This is a genomic window from Nesterenkonia halobia (genome assembly GCF_039536005.1).
Lineage (GTDB): Bacteria > Actinomycetota > Actinomycetes > Actinomycetales > Micrococcaceae > Nesterenkonia > Nesterenkonia halobia.
Genome location: NZ_BAAAYG010000003.1, coordinates 430,269 through 446,574 on the forward strand (window position 1 = coordinate 430,269; position 16,306 = coordinate 446,574).

The window sequence follows — 16,306 nt, forward strand, 5'->3', positions numbered from 1 at the left end:
CATGTCGGGCCCTGGCCCGACGGACGGGCACCGTCCGTCGGGCCAGGGCCCGATGTGCGCGCGACGGCGGTGAGCCTGCTGCTCACCCGCGCGGCCGATGCCCCAGCAGCGCGCAGGCCTGGGCGGCCGTCTGCTCGATGAGCTCCGGGGCCCGTTCCTGCAGCTGCTCCAGGCTCGCCGCCGCCGGCGCGATCGACAGCGCCGCGGTCAGGCCCGCCGCGCGGCACTCGGCGGCGGTGAGCCCCACCGCCCCGGCCACCACGACCACGGCCGCCCCCTCCGGGGCGTGATCGCGCACGGCGGCGACCACTTTGCCGCCCAGCGACTGCGAGTCCAGCGACCCTTCGCCGGTGAGCACGACGTCGGCGCCGGCCAGCGTGCCGGAGAGGTCCAGCGCCTCGGCGACCATCTGCGAGCCCGGCACCACCTCGGCGTCGAGCAGCGCGGCCAGCGAGACCGGGATCCCGCCGGCGGCCCCGAGCCCGGGACGTTCGCGCAGCTCGGCGGCGTCGGCCCCTGCGGTCTCGGCGAGGACCTCGGCCAGCCGCTCCAGCCCGGCGTCGAGCGCGGCGACGTCGTCGGCGTCCGCGCCCTTCTGCGGGCCGAAGACCGCCGCCGCGCCGCGCTCTCCGACCAGCGGGTTGTCCACGTCGACGGCCAGCCGCCAGCGCACCTGCCGCGCCCGCGGATGCAGCCCCGCCGTCTCGACCCGGGCGATGGCGGCCAGGCCCTGCCCGCCCTCGGCGACTTCGGCTCCGTCGGCGTCGAGGAACTGCACCCCCAGCGCGCGCAGCAGGCCGGTGCCGCCGTCGGTGGTCGCCGAGCCGCCCAGGCAGACCAGGATCTCCTCGGCGCCGGAGTCGAGCAGGTGCTCGGCCAGCATCCCGACCCCGCGGGTGTCGGCGCGCCGCGGCTGCGCGGCGACGTCGGAGACCTGCGGCAGGCCGTTGCCCTGGGCGGCCTCCAGCACCGCGGTGCGGCCGTCGGCCGAGCGTCCCGCCAGTCCGGTGGCCGGGCGGCCGAGCGCGTCGACGACGGCGACCTCCTCGGCCTGCTGGCCCCAGGCGTCCAGCAGCGCCTCCAGCGTGCCCTCGCCGCCGTCGGCGAAGGGCAGGGTGACGACTTCGGCGCCGGCGAAGACCTGCTCGGCCCCGCGGGCCAGGGCGGCGGCGGCCTCGGCGGCGGACGCCGAACCCTTGAAGCTGTCGGGGACGCAGGCGATGCGCGGCGGAGTCTCGGAGTCCTGTGTGAACGAGGTCATGCAGTGATCCTATGGCACCGAGCGCTGTCTCCCGCGTCTCGCGACGGGGCCGTTCGGATTGCGCTCACTGCAGGTGGTCGATGACCGCACTGGTGACCTCGCGGGTCATGGCCGTGCCTCCGACGTCGTGGGTGAGGATGCCGCGCCGACACGTTTCAGCGATGGCCTGCTGGAGGTTCTCACCCTCTGCGGCGAGTCCGAGGTGGTCGAGCATGAGAGCCGCCGACCCCAGCGCGCCGATCGGATTGCACAGACCCCGTCCGGCGATGTCCGGGGCAGAGCCGTGGACCGGCTCGAACATGCTCGGGAACCGCCGCTCCGGGTTGAGGTTCGCGCTGGAGGCCAGCCCGAGTGACCCGGCCAGTGCACTGCCGAGGTCGGAGAGGATGTCGGCATTGAGGTTCGAAGCCACGACCACGTCGAGGTCCTCCGGGTGGAGGATGAACTTCGCCGACATGGCATCGACCAGCACGCTCTCCGTCTCGACATCGGGATAATCGCGAGCGACGCGCTGGAAGACGTCGTCCCAGAGGACCATTCCGTACTGTTGAGCGTTGCTCTTAGTGACGCTGGAGATCTTGCGCCGGCGCGTCCGCGCGAGATCGAAGGCGAAGCGGATGATCCGCTCGCAGCCAACTTCGGTGAAGACCGCTGACTGGGTGGCGACCTCCCCCTGGCCTGGTCTGCCGGCGAAGTTCCTGCCGCCGAAGCCCGCGTACTCGCCCTCGGAGTTCTCGCGGACCACCACCCAGTCGAGATCGGAGGAGTCAGCGCGGCGCAACGGACTCTCCACGCCCGGGAGAAAGGTCACAGGACGGATGTTCGCCCACTGGTCGAACCCCTGGCAGAGGCGCAGTCGCAGACCCCAGAGGCTGACGTGGTCCGGCACGCTCGGCCATCCGACGGCGCCGAAGTAGATGGCCTCGGAGTCCTTCACTAGATCGGGCCCGTCCTCAGGCATCATTCGTCCATGCTTCGCGTAGTACTCGCTGCCCCAGTCCAGCTCCTGCCAGGAGAATGAAAATGCGCCCCGCGACTCCCGCGCCAGAGCGTCCAGGACGGTGCGTCCGGCATCGACGACCTCCTGACCGACTCCGTCTGCGGGGATCGCCGTGATCGTGTAGGTGCGCGCCTCCGAGCGGGTCTCGGTGCGGTCCTCGGTCTGCATCGTGGTCATCGTCGCTCCTGACGGGTCGTTCCGGTCGTGTCGTCTTTCAGTACAGACGCATGTCGGAACGAGTGTCCAAGACCCAGTTGCGATCAAACCGATAAGTTTTCCCTATGTTCAAGTGGGGGTGGCGTGCTCCTCGGCGATCGACAGGAAGGCGTGGGCGCCCGGCGTCAGGTCCCGAAGGTGGTACACCAGTGATACGTCCAGATGTACGGCGGGCTCGAGTCTCCGCACGCGACATCCGGCCGCCAGGGCGAGATCTCGCCAGGACTCAGGCATCACCGAGTGGCCGACGTCGGCGAGTACCAGCGGCAGCAGAGAGGTCCGATGCGTCACTTCGGCGACGACCCTGATCCGCGTGCCGGTCGCGAGCACCTGGTCGACAAGTTGACGCATGAGGCTCCCGCGGGGGGAGGTGACCACGTCCAGTCCGTCGAGGTCCTCGCTGCGGACGGTCCCGGGGCCTTCGGTGCCAGGCGGAGAGATGAGGATCAGCGACTGCTTTTCCAGGGGCAGGAGAGCCAGGTCAGCAGTCGTCGGCGTGCCTGCCGATCCGAGGAGCCCCAGCTCCGCGGCGCCGGATCGAACTGCTTCCACTGCCTCGTCGGGGGTGAAGGCTGCGGCGACTGCGACGTCCATGCCGGAGTGTCGACGCCGGAACCGTGCAGTCAGTGTGGTCAGCGGCTCGATGGCCGGTGATGGTGTCGCGATCAGATCGACCGTGCCGTGATCCAGGTCGCGCGTCGAGGTGACCGCGTCCCGGGCGGAGTCGAGTCCGCGCAGCACCTGACGCGCCGGCTTGACGAGCTGGCGCCCCGGTTCGCTCAGTGCGACTCCGCGGCCGACGCGGTGGAAGAGCTGGACCCCCAGAGAGCGCTCGAACTGTTTGATCGCCTGCGACAGCGACGGCTGGGATACATGGAGAGCCGTTGCGGCGCGGCCGAATCCGCCATGGTCGACGATCGCGATGAAGTAGGTGAGATGCCGCGTATCCATGATCACATCTTATAGGAATTCCCTATGCGTCCCAGAGTATATGCATCTTGGACGTGATGTGAGTCACGGGTCGAGGGTGGGGTGCGGCAGATAGCCAAGGACGAAGGAGTGCGATATGTATTCGACATCGGACGCTGCTCGAGCTCCCGGAGGGGGCGCACCTGCGGAGGAGGCTGACGTCAGGACCCGTCCGAGGCCTGACGAGCATGGTCGACCGGCCTCGGACGGGTCGGTCCCGGACTCCGATGCGCCGCGGGGAGCTCCGGCGCCCAGTCGGATCCGCAGAGTCCTGGGGTTGTCCCTGGCTCCGGCCGCCGCGCTCGCGGTGTGGCTCGCCCCCTTGGGCATCGAGCCCCACCAGCAGAGTCTCGGAGCGGTCCTGGCGGCCGTGATCATCCTGTGGTTCTGCGAGGCGGTGCCGATCCCGGTCGGCGGGCTGATCGGCGTCGCTGTGATCGTGCTGGTGGGGGTGGCCCCGGCCGACGAGGTGCTCGCTCCCTTCGGGTCCACGACTATCTTCACGTTCATCGGGGCGTTCATCCTGGCTCAGGCCATGCTCAAGCATGGCGTCGCGCAGCGCCTCGCATGCTTCGTCCTCGCCCTACCTGGAGTCGGGCGGTCGACGGTCAGGATCATCGCTGCCTTCGGCGTGATCACAGCGATCCTTTCGGCGCTGATCTCCAACACGGCGACGGTCGCGATGCTACTGCCAACGGCCTTGGGCATCCTCGCGGTCATCTCGCGGATGCTGGAGGAGAGCGGACACACCTCGCCGGGGCAGGACCCGTCGCGACTGCGCGTGGGCACTGCGCTGATGCTGATGCTGGCCTACGGTGCTGGTGTGGGCGGGCTGCTCACGCCTGTGGGGTCGCCTCCTAATCTGATCGGTCGCGGCCTCATCGAAGAATCGACGGGCGAGTCCATCTCGTTCGCCGCCTGGATCGGCGCTGCGGCGCCGGTCGCGCTGTCCATGTTTGTGATCCTGATGGTGGTCCTGCTTCTGGTGAATCGCCCGGAGGTGCGGCGGATCGAAGGTGTCGAGGAGCATGTCGCGACACTGCGTGCCGAACAGGGCCCCATATCCCGTGCCGAATGGAACACCATCGCCGCCTTCGCCCTCACCGTCGGGCTGTGGCTGCTGCCATCGACCGTGGGCGTAGTGCTAGGCATGGAATCGGCGGCCTACACATTCCTCGATGGTCGGCTGGACGAAGGTATCGTCGCCGTCGTCGGCGCCGCCCTGCTCTTCCTGCTGCCAGCGCGTCGGCGTAGCGGGTCGGGCACGCTGTCATGGTCCGATGCCGCCACTATCGACTGGGGGACGATCATCCTCTTCGGGACGGGGATGGTCTTCGGCACCATGCTGAGCGCCACTGGACTCGCCGCGACCATTGGTGAGGGGCTGTTCGGCTGGTTGGGGGTCGCTTCCCCGTTCGCGATCACGGCGCTGTCCGCGCTGCTGGCCATGATGATCTCGGAGACCACCAGCAACACGGCCAGCGCGACCGTCATCGTCCCCATCGTGCTGCCTCTGGCAGCCGCGGCGGGAGTCGACCCTGTTGTCCCCGCGATGGCGGCGACGCTGGGGGCCTCCTTCGGGTTCATGCTCCCGGTAGCGACACCGCAGAACGCCATCGTCTACGGATCCGGCTACGTGCCGATCGTCCGGATGCTCAAGAGCGGCATCGGCCTGAACATCCTGGGTGCTCTCGTGCTTGTGCTCATCCTGCCTGCCACTGCAGGCCTGATGGGAATCGGGGGCTGAGGCGTCTTGGATGGCCTGTCCTTCTGCAGAAGCGCCTGGTGATCTATCGATGGGGTCAGCCGAGGTCCTGGCTCACGCGATGACGGTCGAGGCCAGCAGGTGATCCTGCAGGACCTGCTCGTCGGGGGCGAAGCCCAGCCCCGGGGTCTCGTCCAGGGTGATCGACGGGCCCGCGCCGTGCAGGGCGTGCAGCCTCTGCGGCCACTGCAGGAAGGGGACCTCCAGCTGCGCGTCCGGCAGCAGCCCGGCGAGGAGCTGGGCGGTGGCGTTCAGCGCCGGGCCGCAGTAGAAGTTGTGGGGCACGACGTCGACGCCGAGCTCGGCCCCGGCGGCGATGACCTCGCGCATCCCTGAGATCCCGCCGATCTTGCCGACCGAGGGCTGGGCGACCTCCACGGCCCCGGCGCGCATCTGCTCGACCATGCCGGCGACTCCGGAGGCGTTCTCCCCGGCGGAGACGCGGCCGTGGCGTCCGTTGAGCCGGGCCATGGTCGCGGCGTCGTCGGGCGGGAAGACCGGCTCCTCGAGCCAGCGCAGCTCATAGGGGGCCAGCGCGCGCAGCGCGGCGTCGGCGCCGGCCTCGTCCCAGCGGCAGTTCACGTCGGTCATCAGCACCGCCTCGGCGCCGGCCTGCTCGCGCGCGGCGCCGACGGCCTCCGGGGTCGACTCGTGCAGCTTGAAGGCCCGGTATCCGGCCTGCTGGGCGCGGGCGACGTGGTGGGCGACCTCGGTCGGGTCCTCGCCGTAGTGGACCAGCGAGGCGTAGCAGTCGACGACATCGCCGGCCTGCGGGTTCAGCAGCCGCCGCAGCGGCGCTCCGGCGCGCTGGGCGGCCAGGTCCCAGAGCGCGGTGTCGAGCGCCGAGACCGCGTAGTGCACCGGTCCGGTGCGGCCGAAGGCGTGGAACGCGTATTCCGAGTCCGGGCGGACGGCCTCCGGGTCGGCGGGCCGGCCGAGCACGAACGGGGCGACCAGATGCTCCAGCGCCGCCCAGGTGGCCGGATTGACCCGGTGGCCGAAGGCCTCGCCCCAGCCGACGGCCCCGGAGGCGTCGGTGACGCGGACCATCAGCGCCTCCATGCGGGTGAAGGACTGTGAGGAGGCGTTGTACTCGTCGACGGTCTCCTCGCCGCGGACGCGGCGGCCGGCGCTGAAGGGCATCGCGGCGCGCAGCAGCTCTACCTGCGTCACGGCGGGGCCTGCAGGATGGTCTGCGCGCTGGTCCATGACGGGCTCCTCGCGGTCGGGGTCGGTGGTCTCGACTGTAATGCCGCCCTGTGATGCAGTCCACGTTCGCAGGGGCATGGAATGATCCATGAACAGCATCACTTCGCGTCGCTCAAATCGATTCAAGCCGCGATCCCCGCGATCATGGGGATGCGCCGCCGTCGACCCGTTCCGGACTTCTGTCGACGCGCCCCGATCGCCGCGCACGCGCCGGTCTGCGCGCCTCGTTGTGCTTGACCTCACACTGTGACCCAGCTTACCGTCGAGGCAGTGACGGCTGGAAAGCGATTGCCAGCCGGGGGAATACGACCGGAGACCACGAGGAGGGGGCCCATGCTGTCCCACCAGGACCTGCCGCACGCGCCGCGTCGCGTCGGGGGCGGGGAGGTGGCGCCATGAGCGTCGTCGCCGAACTCAACCAGCTGAAGAAGACCGGCAAGGGCGGCAAGCGTCGGCACAAGGAGAACAAGGCCGGCCATCTGTTCCTGCTGCCCTGGACGCTGGGCCTCTTCGGGATCACGCTGTTCCCGATGCTGGCCTCGCTGTACCTGGCCTTCACCGACTACAACCTGCTGCAGCCGCCGGAGTGGGCCGGGATGGAGAACATCACCCGGATGATCGGCGACGAGCGGCTGCACAAGGCGATCGAGGTGACCTTCACCTACGTCTTCGTCGGTGTGCCGCTGCAGCTGGCGGTCTCGCTGGCGGTGGCCATGCTGCTCGACCGCGGCATGCGCGGTCTGGCCTTCTACCGCTCGGTCTTCTACCTGCCGTCGATGCTCGGCTCCTCGGTCGCCATCGCGGTGCTGTGGCGCCAGATCTTCGGCCACGGCGGCCTGATCAACCAGGTCCTGGGCAACTTCGGCATCGAGGGGCAGGGCTGGGTGTCCAGCCCGGACACCGCGCTGAGCACGCTGATCATCCTGCACGTCTGGACGTTCGGCGCGCCGATGGTCATCTTCCTGGCCGGCCTGCGGCAGATCCCGGAGATGTTCTACGAGGCCGCCAGCATCGACGGCGCCAGCCGATTCAAGCAGTTCTTCACCATCACGATCCCGCTGCTGACCCCGATCATCTTCTTCAACCTGGTCCTGCAGCTCATCGGCGCCTTCCAGAACTTCACGCAGGCCTACGTGGTCTCCAACGGCACCGGCGGTCCGGCGGACTCCACGCTGTTCTTCACGCTGTATCTGTACCAGCAGGGCTTCAAGGGCTTCGACATGGGCTACGCCTCCGCGATGGCCTGGGTCCTGGTGCTGATCATCGCCTCGCTCACCGCCATCAACTTCTGGCTGTCCAAGTATTGGGTGCACTACGATGACTGATTCTCTGCAGACCACTTCGGCCCCCTCCGACGGCGCTCGGCGCCGCGAGGAGGACATGAGCGCCAACACCGCCGCGCTCGCCCAGTCCACCGGCGCCGGCGAGGACCACTCGCCGATGAAGTCGACGACGGCCGCCGGCCGTGCGACCCGCTCGATCATCAAGCACGTGCTGCTGGTGGTCGCCTCGCTGGGGATGATCTATCCGCTGCTGTGGATGCTGGTCTCCTCGCTGCGTCCCGACGAGCTGATCTTCCGCGAGTCCGGCCTGCTGCTGACCTCGCTGGAGTTCGGCAACTACATCGAGGGCTGGAACGCGCTGAGCCACCCGTTCAGCCACTTCCTGTGGAACTCGGCGGTGGTCGTCTTCGGCTCCATCCTGGCGAACCTGATCTCCTGCTCGATGGCGGCCTACGCCTTCGCCCGGCTGGACTTCCGGTTCAAGAAGCCGATGTTCGCGCTGATGCTGCTGACCATCATGCTGCCGGTGCACGTGGTGATCATCCCGCAATACATCCTGTTCTCGAACCTCGGCTGGGTGAACACCTTCCTGCCGCTGATCGTGCCGAAGATCCTGGCCACCGACGCGTTCTTCGTCTTCCTGATGGTGCAGTTCATCCGCGGCATCCCGAAGGACCTGGACGAGGCGGCCCGCATCGACGGCGCCGGCCACATCCGGATCTTCATCCAGGTCATCCTGCCGCTGATGGTCCCGGCGCTGGCGACGACGGCGATCTTCACGTTCATGTGGACGTGGAACGACTTCTTCAGCCAGCTGATCTTCCTGACCTCGCCGGACGTGTACACCGTGCCGCTGGCCCTGCAGTCCTTCCTGGACTCGACCGGCGAGTCCAACTGGGGCGCGATGTTCGCGATGTCGATCGTCTCGATCCTGCCGCTGTTCCTGATCTTCCTCTTCGGTCAGCGGTTCCTCATCAAGGGCATGGCCACCACCGGTATCAAGTGATCCGCATCCGGTGACCCGCATCCGGTGACCCGCATCCGGTGACCCGCATCCGGTGACCCGCATCCGGTGACCCGCATCCGGTGACCCGCTACGGGTCCGACCGCCTGCGGCACCGACGACGACGGCGTCCCGCACCCGCTCCGGCGGGCGGGGCGCCGTCGTCGCCGTGGAGCGGCGGGGATGCCCTCGGGTCACTGAACGATATGCGCAACGCATCAGAAGAGCTCTTCTCATTCCCCATAGTCACCAGCAGACTGCTGGAGGGGCCCTGCGTCCCGCCCCGTCCCATCCGCACTCCGAAGGAGCTGGCTCACCCGTGAGCACCCAGAACACCCGCACTCGGTACGTCATCGTCGGCATGGGCAGCCGCTGCGCGATGTACGTCGACGCCATCCTCGGCGCCCACGCCGACGTCGCCGAGCTGGTCGCCGTCGCCGACTCGAACCCCGGCCGCGCCGAGCACCACCGGGGACGGATCGCCGCCGAGCACGGCGCCGAGGTCGAGACCTTCGACCCGGGCGAGCTGACCGCCGTCGTGCAGTCGCGGGACATCGACCGGGTGATCATCACCAGCCCCGACGTCACCCACGCCGACTACATCGTCGAGTCGCTGACCGCCGGGGCCGACGTCGTGGTGGAGAAGCCGCTGACCGTCGACGCCGAGTCCAGCGCCCGGATCGCCCGCACCGTCGAGGAGACCGGCCGGGACGTCACCGTGACCTTCAACTACCGCTATTCGCCGCGGAACACCGCGCTGAAGGCCGCGATCCAGGACGGGGCGATCGGCACGGTGACCTCGATCGACTTCACCTGGGTGCTGGACACCGTCCACGGGGCCGACTACTTCCGCCGCTGGCACCGGGCGAAGGAGAACTCCGGCGGACTGCTGATCCACAAGGCCTCCCACCACTTCGACCTGGTCAACTGGTGGCTCGACGACTCCCCGCAGAAGGTCTACGCCTCCGGCGGACTGAAGTTCTACGGTGCGGAGAACGCCGCCGCCCGCGGGATCAGCCCCGCCGAGCGCGGCACCCGCGAGGGCTCGGCATCCGACCCCTTCGCCCTGGACCTGCGCACCGACGAGACGCTGCGGGCGCTCTACCTGGAGAACGAGCACCACGACGGCTACCGCCGCGACCAGGACGTCTTCGGCGAGGGCATCACCATCGAGGACAACCTCGCGCTGATCGTCGACTACGCCCGCGGTCCGGTGCTGAACTACTCGCTCAACGCCCACAGCCCCTGGGAGGGGTACCGGGTGGCGGTCAACGGCACCGAGGGGCGGCTGGAGCTGGAGGTCGTCGAGCGGGCCGCGGTGCTGCCGGCCTCCGGCGGCTCGCCGGTGGACCCCTCGGTGTCCGAGGACGGCCGCTCCTCGGCGGCGCGCGCCAAGGGCGAGCGGCTGGTGCTGCAGCGCCACTGGAACGAGGCCGAGGAGATCGAGATCGTCCAGGGCGAGGGCGCCCACGGCGGCGGCGACCGGCTGCTGCTCGCCGACATCTTCACCGGCCCCGGCGAGGATCCGCACCACCGCCCGGCCGGACTGGTCGACGGCATCGAGGCGATCGCCGTCGGCGTCTGCGGCAACGCCTCGCTGGCCGCCGGCGCGCCGGTGCAGGTCGCCGACGTCGAGCTGGGGCTGGGCGCGGCGGCGACGGCGGCCGCCGCGAGCTGACCGCCGCGCCGTCGTCGGCTCGTCCGTCCACGATCCCTGACCCGCCCACTGCAGGAGGCATCTGTTGGCTGAACGCATCATCATCACCGGAGGCTCCGGACGGCTGGGGCGCAGCGTCGTCGCCGGCTTCGCCGCCACCGAGCACGAGATCATCAGCATCGACCGCGAGCTGCCCGAGCACCCGGTCGAGGGGGCGGACCACCGCGCCGTCGACCTGCTCGACGCCGAGGCGACCGCCGCGCTCTTCGCCGAGATCTCCCCGACGGCGGTGATCTCGCTGGCGGCGATCGCGGTGCCCTTCGCCGCGCCGGAGGACGTGATCCTGACGACCAACGCGGCGATCGCGCAGAACGTCACCGCCGCGGCGGTCGGCTCCGGCGCGACGACAGTGGTCATCGCCTCGAGCCCGTCGATCATGGGCTACGGCTCGCCGGCCGGCTGGGTCCCGCCGCGGCTGCCGCTGGACGAGGACGTGCCCCCGCAGCCGTGGCACGCCTACGGGCTGAGCAAGCACGTCGCCGAGCAGGTCGCGGCGATGTTCGCCCAGCAGACCGACGCGGTGAAGTTCATGAGCTTCCGCCCCTGCTACGTGATCGCGCCCGAGGAATGGGAGGGGGCGCCCACGCAGCAGGGCCACACCCTGCGCGAGCGGCTGGACGACCCGGCGCTGTCGGCGGTGGCCATGTTCAACTACGTCGACGCCCGCGACGTCACCGACTTCCTGCTGGCGGCGCTGGAGCACAGCGACGCCGTGGAGAACGGCTCGGCGTTCTTCGTCGGCGCCGCCGATGCGCTGGCGCGCCGGCCGCTGGCCGAGCTGATCCCGGAGCACTTCCCGGATCTGGCGCATCTGGCCGGAGACCTCACCGGCGACGCGACGGCGTTCTCCATCGAGAAGGCCCGCCGCGTGCTCGGCTGGGAGCCGAAGCGCTCCTGGCGCACCGAGCTGGCTCACTGAGCGAGGCGAGGGGCCCCCGGGGCGAGGGGCCCTCAGGCGATGGCCCCGGGGGCGATGACGCCGTGGTAAGTGTGGGAAAGCGAGAGCATTCCCACCCGTGCCGTGGAGTCATCGTGTCTCGGCAGGCTCCTGCGGGGGCGCTGCGCGCACCAGGCGGTCGGTCTCCTCGTCCGTCAGTCCCAGCGCGAACTCTTCGAGCAGGGCGGCGAGCTCGTCGTCGTCGAGCGTCCGCTCCTCTGCGGAGCCGTCGGGGCGACTGGTGGTCAGCGTCCGGCCGACGAGCCGCCGATGCCGCCGGTCCTCCTTGTGCATCGCGATCAGCCGTCCACCGGCGAACGGCGAGGAGGGGTGCGTGGCGGTGAAGTGTGCCGCCATCTCGACGTCGACGGCGTGCTGCGGGGTCTCGTCCAGGCTGTAGAGCACCTGCCAGGGGCCGTCGCGCTGCTCGAGGACCTGGCGGCCGCCGGGGCGGTGCGGGCGCAGCCGGTAGCGCCATCCGCCCTGACGGACCGGATCGGCGTCGTCCCAGCGGATCGGCGAGAGCACGCCGCCGCCGAATCCGACGTCGGCCAGCCAGGCGCCGTCGTCGGAGCGCACGTGCAGGGCCATATGGGTGCGCGGTCGCGGGGTCTCGGTCTCGTCGCCGATGCGGGCGAGCAGGCGGTCCACGGTGAAGCCCAGCCGCTCCAGCACCGCGGCGAAGAGCACGCCGTGCTCATAGCAGTACCCGCCGCGCTCGCGGAGGACCAGCTTCTCCTGGACGTCGTCCAGTTCCACCGGCACAGTCCGACCGAGGGCGACGTCGGCGTTGTCGAAGGGGATGGAGGCGACGTGGGCGCGGTGCAGGCGGGTCAGCGTCCGCTCGTCGGCGCGGACCGGGACGGGCTGGCCGATCCGGCGCAGATACGCGCCCAGCTCCAGCCGGCCGGCACCCCACTCGTCGTCCATGCTCTCCCCTCGTCCGACGGCGCGCGGTCCCGCGTCGCGACGACAGGCTCGCCGGCCGTCGTCGGGAAGGTCAAGCCTCCCCGACCCGCATGACGATGACGCCGCGGAACGTGTGGGTATGCGCGTTCATACCCACCCGTCCCGCGGAGTCATCGCCGGAGGCGGGGAGTGCCGGGCGGGCCCGGCGTCGGTCCCGCCCTGCGGCCTCAGGCCGTGTAGGTGTTGGCGATGTGCACGTCGCAGTCGGCGTTGTGCGCCACCGAGGTGGCGATGCTGCCCAGCACGCGGCCCATGCCGCGGATGCGCTGGTTGCCGACGACGATCATCTGCGCGTCGTTCTTCTCCGCGGCGGCCAGCAGCGCCTCGGCGGGCCGGCCGAACTCCGCGCCCGGGGTGACCGTCACGCCGTCGGTGTCCAGCGAGGCGACGACCTTCTCGGCGGTGTGCAGCGCGTTGTCGGCGTCGGAGACGACCCACTTGTCGGAGCCGCTCTGGATGGTCTCGCTGCGGTCCTGGCTGTAGGCCGAGATCACCTTGAGTTCGGCGTCCAGCGCGCGGGCGAGCTCGAGCGCCTGCTCGGCCGCCTTGCGGGCGGTCTCGCTGCCGTCGACGCCGACGATGATCGGTGCTGACATGGGGACTCTCCTTGGTCGAGTGGTACTTGTCACGGTCAGCCTAATCGAGATCCGACGCCGGCGCTCAGCGCCGCAGCGTCCTCGGCCGGTCACGTCCGGCGACCTCGATGCTCGGCCAGCGCGGGTCGAGGCTGAGGACCTCGACGCCTCCATCCTGACGCATCAGCACAGTGTCCTCGACCTTCGCGCCGAGACCCTGCCGCGCGTCGAAGCCGGTCGGGTTGAAGGCGAAGGCCTGGTCGGGATGCAGCACGTCCGGCACGCCGGGGGAGACCCGCGGGTCGCGTCCCTGATAGCCGGCCGCGCCGCCCTGGTGGTGCCGGGACCACTCCTCGGCGTCGAAGCCGTGGGCGGGATAGGCCCGCCGGATCGTCTCCAGCACGTCGGCCAGCGCGACGCCGGGCCGCAGCGCGGCGAAGATGTCGGCCTCGACGTCGAGGATCGCCGCGTCCAGCGCGTCCTCGCCGGCGAGCGGCTCGCCGAAGCCCACCCACCGGGTGACGTTGGCGATCAGCCCGCCGCGGCGGGCGCAGACCACCGCCATCGCCCGGCGGCCCAGCGGCCCCGACGTCGGCAGCGGATGCCGGTGCGCGGCCCGGTCGGCGCCCTGGGCCAGCAGCACCACCGGCTCGGCCCCGCGCGCGGTCAGTGCGCCGCCCAGCTCGGCGGCGAGCTGGAACTCGGAGGTCTGCGGCGTCGTCGTGGAGAGCGCGTCGGTGAGCACCTCGGCGGACTCGCGGCACAGCGCTCGGTAGCGCTCGACCTCCGGGGCCAGCAGGCTCGCCCGCGCGGCGCGCAGGGGCAACGCGGCCGAGGCCTCGTCGGCCAGCCGCCAGCCCGCCGCGGCCGGGAACCAGGAGGCGACGGCGTCGACGTCGGCATGCCAGGCGATCGGGTGGAGGGTGACGGTGCCGTCGTCGAGCGCGCCGGCCAGATGCGCCAGCTCCTCCTCGCGGATGCGGGCGGCCTCGTTGGAGAACACCCCGATCTCCACGCCCTCGCGGGTCACCAGCGCGCGCAGGATCGGCGCGCCTGCCAGGCTGATGTGCACCCGGGCGCCGACCAGCAGCCAGGAGAGCGCGCCCTCGGAGGAGAGCACCAGCCCGTCGGCGCCGACGTCGTCGAGCACGCCGACCAGCCGGCGGTGCTTGGCGGCCAGCTCCTCGACGGGGGACATCTGCGGGGTCTGCTGCTGAGACTGCTGCGTCCCAGGGGTCTGCTGCGTCATGCTCGCTCCTCCGCCGGCAGGTTCGCCGGCTCCTCGATCAGCCGCTCGCCGAGGGCGGCGGCCTGGTCACGGTCCAGTCGGCCGTCGACGACGGCGACGCGCACGCGGCGCGCCACCTCGAGGCCGGGCTCGGCGGCCACCGGCGCGTCCCAGGCCAGCGACATCCCGACGCCGGGGTAGCCCGAGCAGCGCACGAACCACGGGTCGGCGTCGGTCGAGGCCAGCACCAGAGTCGCCTCGCCGCCGCCGTGCTCCGAGCCGAAGCGGCCCGAGTACATCAGCCAGTCGGTGACGCTGCCGTGCACCGCCTCCTCGCCCTCGGCCTCGGCAGTGCAGATCGTGGCGTCCTCGACGGCGGGCAGCCGCCAGAAGAAACCGCCGTAGCCGCCGCCGACGCGCCCGTTGGAGCCCGGGCTGCCCAGCATCACCGTCCGCTCGACCGCCGGGGTCAGCGCGAAGGAGAGGTCCAGCGCCCAGGCGTCGACGCCCTCGGCACGGTCGTCGAGGCCGACGACGGCGACCGCCCGCTCCTCGGCCAGCAGCGCCGTGCCGCGGTGGTCGAGCCACTCCAGCCGCTGCTCCAGCCGGGAGCCGCCGCCGAGCGCGGCGACGTCGTGCTCCAGCCGCTGCTCGGCGGCCCGGATGCGCCCGTGGTCCTCGCGCCAGATGTAGCGGCCGGCGTCGCGGGTGTAGGTCCGTCCGCCCCAGAAGTTCGTGCCGTCGACGTCCTGCAGCGCCGCCGAGACTCCCAGATGCCAGGTGTGGTCCAGCGGCTGCTGATCGGTGACGACGACGCCGCCGCGGGTGCGCACCCGGTCGAGGAACGGCCGCGGGGAGTCCGTCGGGGAGATGTCCTCGCCGGTGCGCAGCGTCGCCAGGGTCTGCTCGCCCAGCCGCAGCTCGCCGTCGGTCGCCGGCGGGGCGGCCCAGGGGGCTCCGAGCGAGGAGAACGTCGACGGCGCCTTCGTCGCCCGGGCCAGGTAGTCGGCGACGTGCGGGATGACCGGGTGCCGCTCCGAGCCGGAGTCGACCTGGACGAGGTGCTCCTCGGCGATCGTCGCGGGCTCGTCGGCGGTGCGCACCGCCTCGAGGACCTGCATGAACGCGTCGGCGTCGGCCAGCGGGGAGAGCAGCGCCGCGGCGGCTCCCTCGCGGACGTCGAGCAGATTCTCCAGCAGGTCCGTCCGGCCGTGGACGGCGGTGCGCGGCTGCCCGGCGTCGCCGGCATTCTGCGGGGCCTCGCGGTTCGGGGTGATGACCAGCTCGTCGCGGGTGTAATACAGCACCGCCTGGCCTTCGGTGCCGTGGACGGTCACCCACGGGTCCTGCTCCTGATCCTCCGGCGCGCAGAGCGTCAGCGCGGCGGTGACCGGCAGCCCGGAGGCGGTGCGCAGCCGCACGATGGAGGTGTCGTCGGCCTCGATGCGATGGGCGTGGTGCAGCTCCACGGCGACGTCGTCGACGTCGGCGGCCCGGCGTGCGCCGGCGACGTGCAGCGCAGTGCGCACTGCATGGGCCAGCGGATTGGTGACCACGCCGTCGACGACTTCGACGCCGTCGAGCACCCGTCGGCCGGCCCACGGGGCGCGGTCGTAGTAGGCCTGCCGGCGCAGCCACAGTCCGGTGGCCGAGACCGCGCGCAGCTCCCCGATCCCGCCCGGGGCCTGCGGCGCGGCGAGCAGCTGCTCGATCGCCGCCAGCGCGTGGGAGCCGATGGACTGGAAGCCCACCTGCACCCGACGGCCGGCGGCCTCGGCATGGGCCAGCAGCTCGCGGTGCTGGGCGAGCGTCGCCGTCGGCGGCTTCTCCAGCAGCACGTCGGCGCCCATGTCCATCGCCTCGCGGGCGAGGTCGGAATGCGTGTTGATCGGGGTGGAGATGATGACGACGTCGGGACGGTGCCCGGCCTCGCGCGCCTCGCCCAGCGTGGCGTGGACCGGGATGTCCCCGCGGACCTCCGGTCCCGGATCGGTCAGGCTGGCCCCGGCGATGAGCTCGGCGCGGCCGCGCGCGGCCAGCCGCTCGAGGTTCGCCAGGTGCTGGCGGCCGAAGCCGTCCAGTCCCACCAGCAGCACGGAGGCCGGGGTGCGGGGTGCGTCGTCGACGTCGTCGGTCATCTCTCTCCTCGGGATGCGGATGGGTCGGAATGCGGA

Annotated in this window: 13 protein-coding genes; 5 read left to right on the forward strand and 8 right to left on the reverse strand. The window is 71.1% G+C overall.

All coding sequences use genetic code 11. The features are described 5' to 3' along the window. Positions 1-82: 82 nt before the first annotated feature. From ABD652_RS04700 to ABD652_RS04710, 3 genes are all read right to left on the reverse strand, one after another. Positions 83-1,261: a glycerate kinase gene (locus ABD652_RS04700; protein WP_344718689.1), complete on the reverse strand. Its 1,179-nt coding sequence runs from the start codon at positions 1,259-1,261 to the stop codon at positions 83-85. Between the two features lie 64 nt (positions 1,262-1,325). Further along, positions 1,326-2,438 carry a tartrate dehydrogenase gene (locus tag ABD652_RS04705; RefSeq protein WP_344718691.1) on the reverse strand — a complete coding sequence of 371 codons (1,113 nt, stop codon included), beginning with the start codon at positions 2,436-2,438 and terminating at the stop codon, positions 1,326-1,328. Positions 2,439-2,546: 108 nt separating this feature from the next. Further along, positions 2,547-3,428, reverse strand: a complete 882-nt coding sequence (locus tag ABD652_RS04710) for a LysR family transcriptional regulator (RefSeq protein ID WP_344718693.1) — start codon at positions 3,426-3,428, stop codon at positions 2,547-2,549. A 295-nt stretch (positions 3,429-3,723) separates the two neighbouring features. On the opposite strand from ABD652_RS04710, the gene ABD652_RS04715 reads away from it, so the two are divergent. Next, entirely contained in the window at positions 3,724-5,193 is a 1,470-nt protein-coding gene (locus tag ABD652_RS04715) for an SLC13 family permease (RefSeq protein WP_344718695.1), read from the forward strand. Positions 5,194-5,265: 72 nt separating this feature from the next. Here the strand turns inward: ABD652_RS04715 and ABD652_RS04720 are convergent, their stop codons facing one another. Beyond that, positions 5,266-6,420, reverse strand: coding sequence for a mandelate racemase/muconate lactonizing enzyme family protein (locus tag ABD652_RS04720; protein WP_344718697.1), 1,155 nt, complete (start codon positions 6,418-6,420; stop codon positions 5,266-5,268). Positions 6,421-6,815: 395 nt separating this feature from the next. On the opposite strand from ABD652_RS04720, the gene ABD652_RS04725 reads away from it, so the two are divergent. The 4 genes from ABD652_RS04725 to ABD652_RS04740 all read left to right on the forward strand — a co-directional run bounded on the left by ABD652_RS04725 (position 6,816) and on the right by ABD652_RS04740 (position 11,342). After that, a complete protein-coding gene (locus tag ABD652_RS04725; protein WP_344718699.1) occupies positions 6,816-7,745 on the forward strand; it encodes a carbohydrate ABC transporter permease in 930 nt (309 codons plus the stop codon). A gap of 115 nt (positions 7,746-7,860) precedes the next feature. After that, positions 7,861-8,709, forward strand: a complete 849-nt coding sequence (locus tag ABD652_RS04730) for a carbohydrate ABC transporter permease (RefSeq protein WP_237704739.1) — start codon at positions 7,861-7,863, stop codon at positions 8,707-8,709. A gap of 316 nt (positions 8,710-9,025) precedes the next feature. Then, the gene (locus tag ABD652_RS04735) at positions 9,026-10,384 is read left to right on the forward strand and encodes a Gfo/Idh/MocA family protein (RefSeq protein ID WP_344718701.1); all 1,359 of its coding nucleotides are present in this window, start codon (positions 9,026-9,028) and stop codon (positions 10,382-10,384) included. 64 nt (positions 10,385-10,448) lie between these two features. Next, positions 10,449-11,342, forward strand: coding sequence for an NAD-dependent epimerase/dehydratase family protein (locus tag ABD652_RS04740; RefSeq protein WP_344718703.1), 894 nt, complete (start codon positions 10,449-10,451; stop codon positions 11,340-11,342). A gap of 108 nt (positions 11,343-11,450) precedes the next feature. Here ABD652_RS04740 and ABD652_RS04745 read toward each other — a convergent pair whose 3' ends face one another. From ABD652_RS04745 to ABD652_RS04760, 4 genes are all read right to left on the reverse strand, one after another. Then, positions 11,451-12,290 carry an arylamine N-acetyltransferase family protein gene (locus tag ABD652_RS04745; RefSeq protein WP_344718705.1) on the reverse strand — a complete coding sequence of 280 codons (840 nt, stop codon included), beginning with the start codon at positions 12,288-12,290 and terminating at the stop codon, positions 11,451-11,453. 206 nt (positions 12,291-12,496) lie between these two features. Further along, on the reverse strand, positions 12,497-12,925 hold the full coding sequence (locus tag ABD652_RS04750) for a universal stress protein (RefSeq protein WP_153144129.1): 429 nt from the start codon (positions 12,923-12,925) through the stop codon (positions 12,497-12,499). A gap of 64 nt (positions 12,926-12,989) precedes the next feature. Then, positions 12,990-14,153, reverse strand: a complete 1,164-nt coding sequence (locus ABD652_RS04755) for a M24 family metallopeptidase (RefSeq protein ID WP_344718710.1) — start codon at positions 14,151-14,153, stop codon at positions 12,990-12,992. After that, a complete protein-coding gene (locus tag ABD652_RS04760) occupies positions 14,150-16,270 on the reverse strand; it encodes a DUF6807 family protein (protein WP_344718712.1) in 2,121 nt (706 codons plus the stop codon). Before ABD652_RS04760 ends, ABD652_RS04755 begins: the two co-directional genes overlap by 4 nt. Positions 16,271-16,306: the final 36 nt, after the last annotated feature.

Coding starts and splice junctions, on each gene's coding strand:
- ABD652_RS04725 (WP_344718699.1), top strand. CDS start 6,816: ATGAGCGTCGTCGCCGAACTCAACCAGCTGAAGAAGACCGGCAAGGGC.
- ABD652_RS04760 (WP_344718712.1), bottom strand. CDS start 16,270: ATGACCGACGACGTCGACGACGCACCCCGCACCCCGGCCTCCGTGCTG.
- ABD652_RS04700 (WP_344718689.1), bottom strand. CDS start 1,261: ATGACCTCGTTCACACAGGACTCCGAGACTCCGCCGCGCATCGCCTGC.
- ABD652_RS04745 (WP_344718705.1), bottom strand. CDS start 12,290: ATGGACGACGAGTGGGGTGCCGGCCGGCTGGAGCTGGGCGCGTATCTG.
- ABD652_RS04755 (WP_344718710.1), bottom strand. CDS start 14,153: ATGACGCAGCAGACCCCTGGGACGCAGCAGTCTCAGCAGCAGACCCCG.
- ABD652_RS04705 (WP_344718691.1), bottom strand. CDS start 2,438: ATGACCACGATGCAGACCGAGGACCGCACCGAGACCCGCTCGGAGGCG.
- ABD652_RS04720 (WP_344718697.1), bottom strand. CDS start 6,420: ATGGACCAGCGCGCAGACCATCCTGCAGGCCCCGCCGTGACGCAGGTA.
- ABD652_RS04710 (WP_344718693.1), bottom strand. CDS start 3,428: ATGGATACGCGGCATCTCACCTACTTCATCGCGATCGTCGACCATGGC.
- ABD652_RS04730 (WP_237704739.1), top strand. CDS start 7,861: ATGAAGTCGACGACGGCCGCCGGCCGTGCGACCCGCTCGATCATCAAG.
- ABD652_RS04750 (WP_153144129.1), bottom strand. CDS start 12,925: ATGTCAGCACCGATCATCGTCGGCGTCGACGGCAGCGAGACCGCCCGC.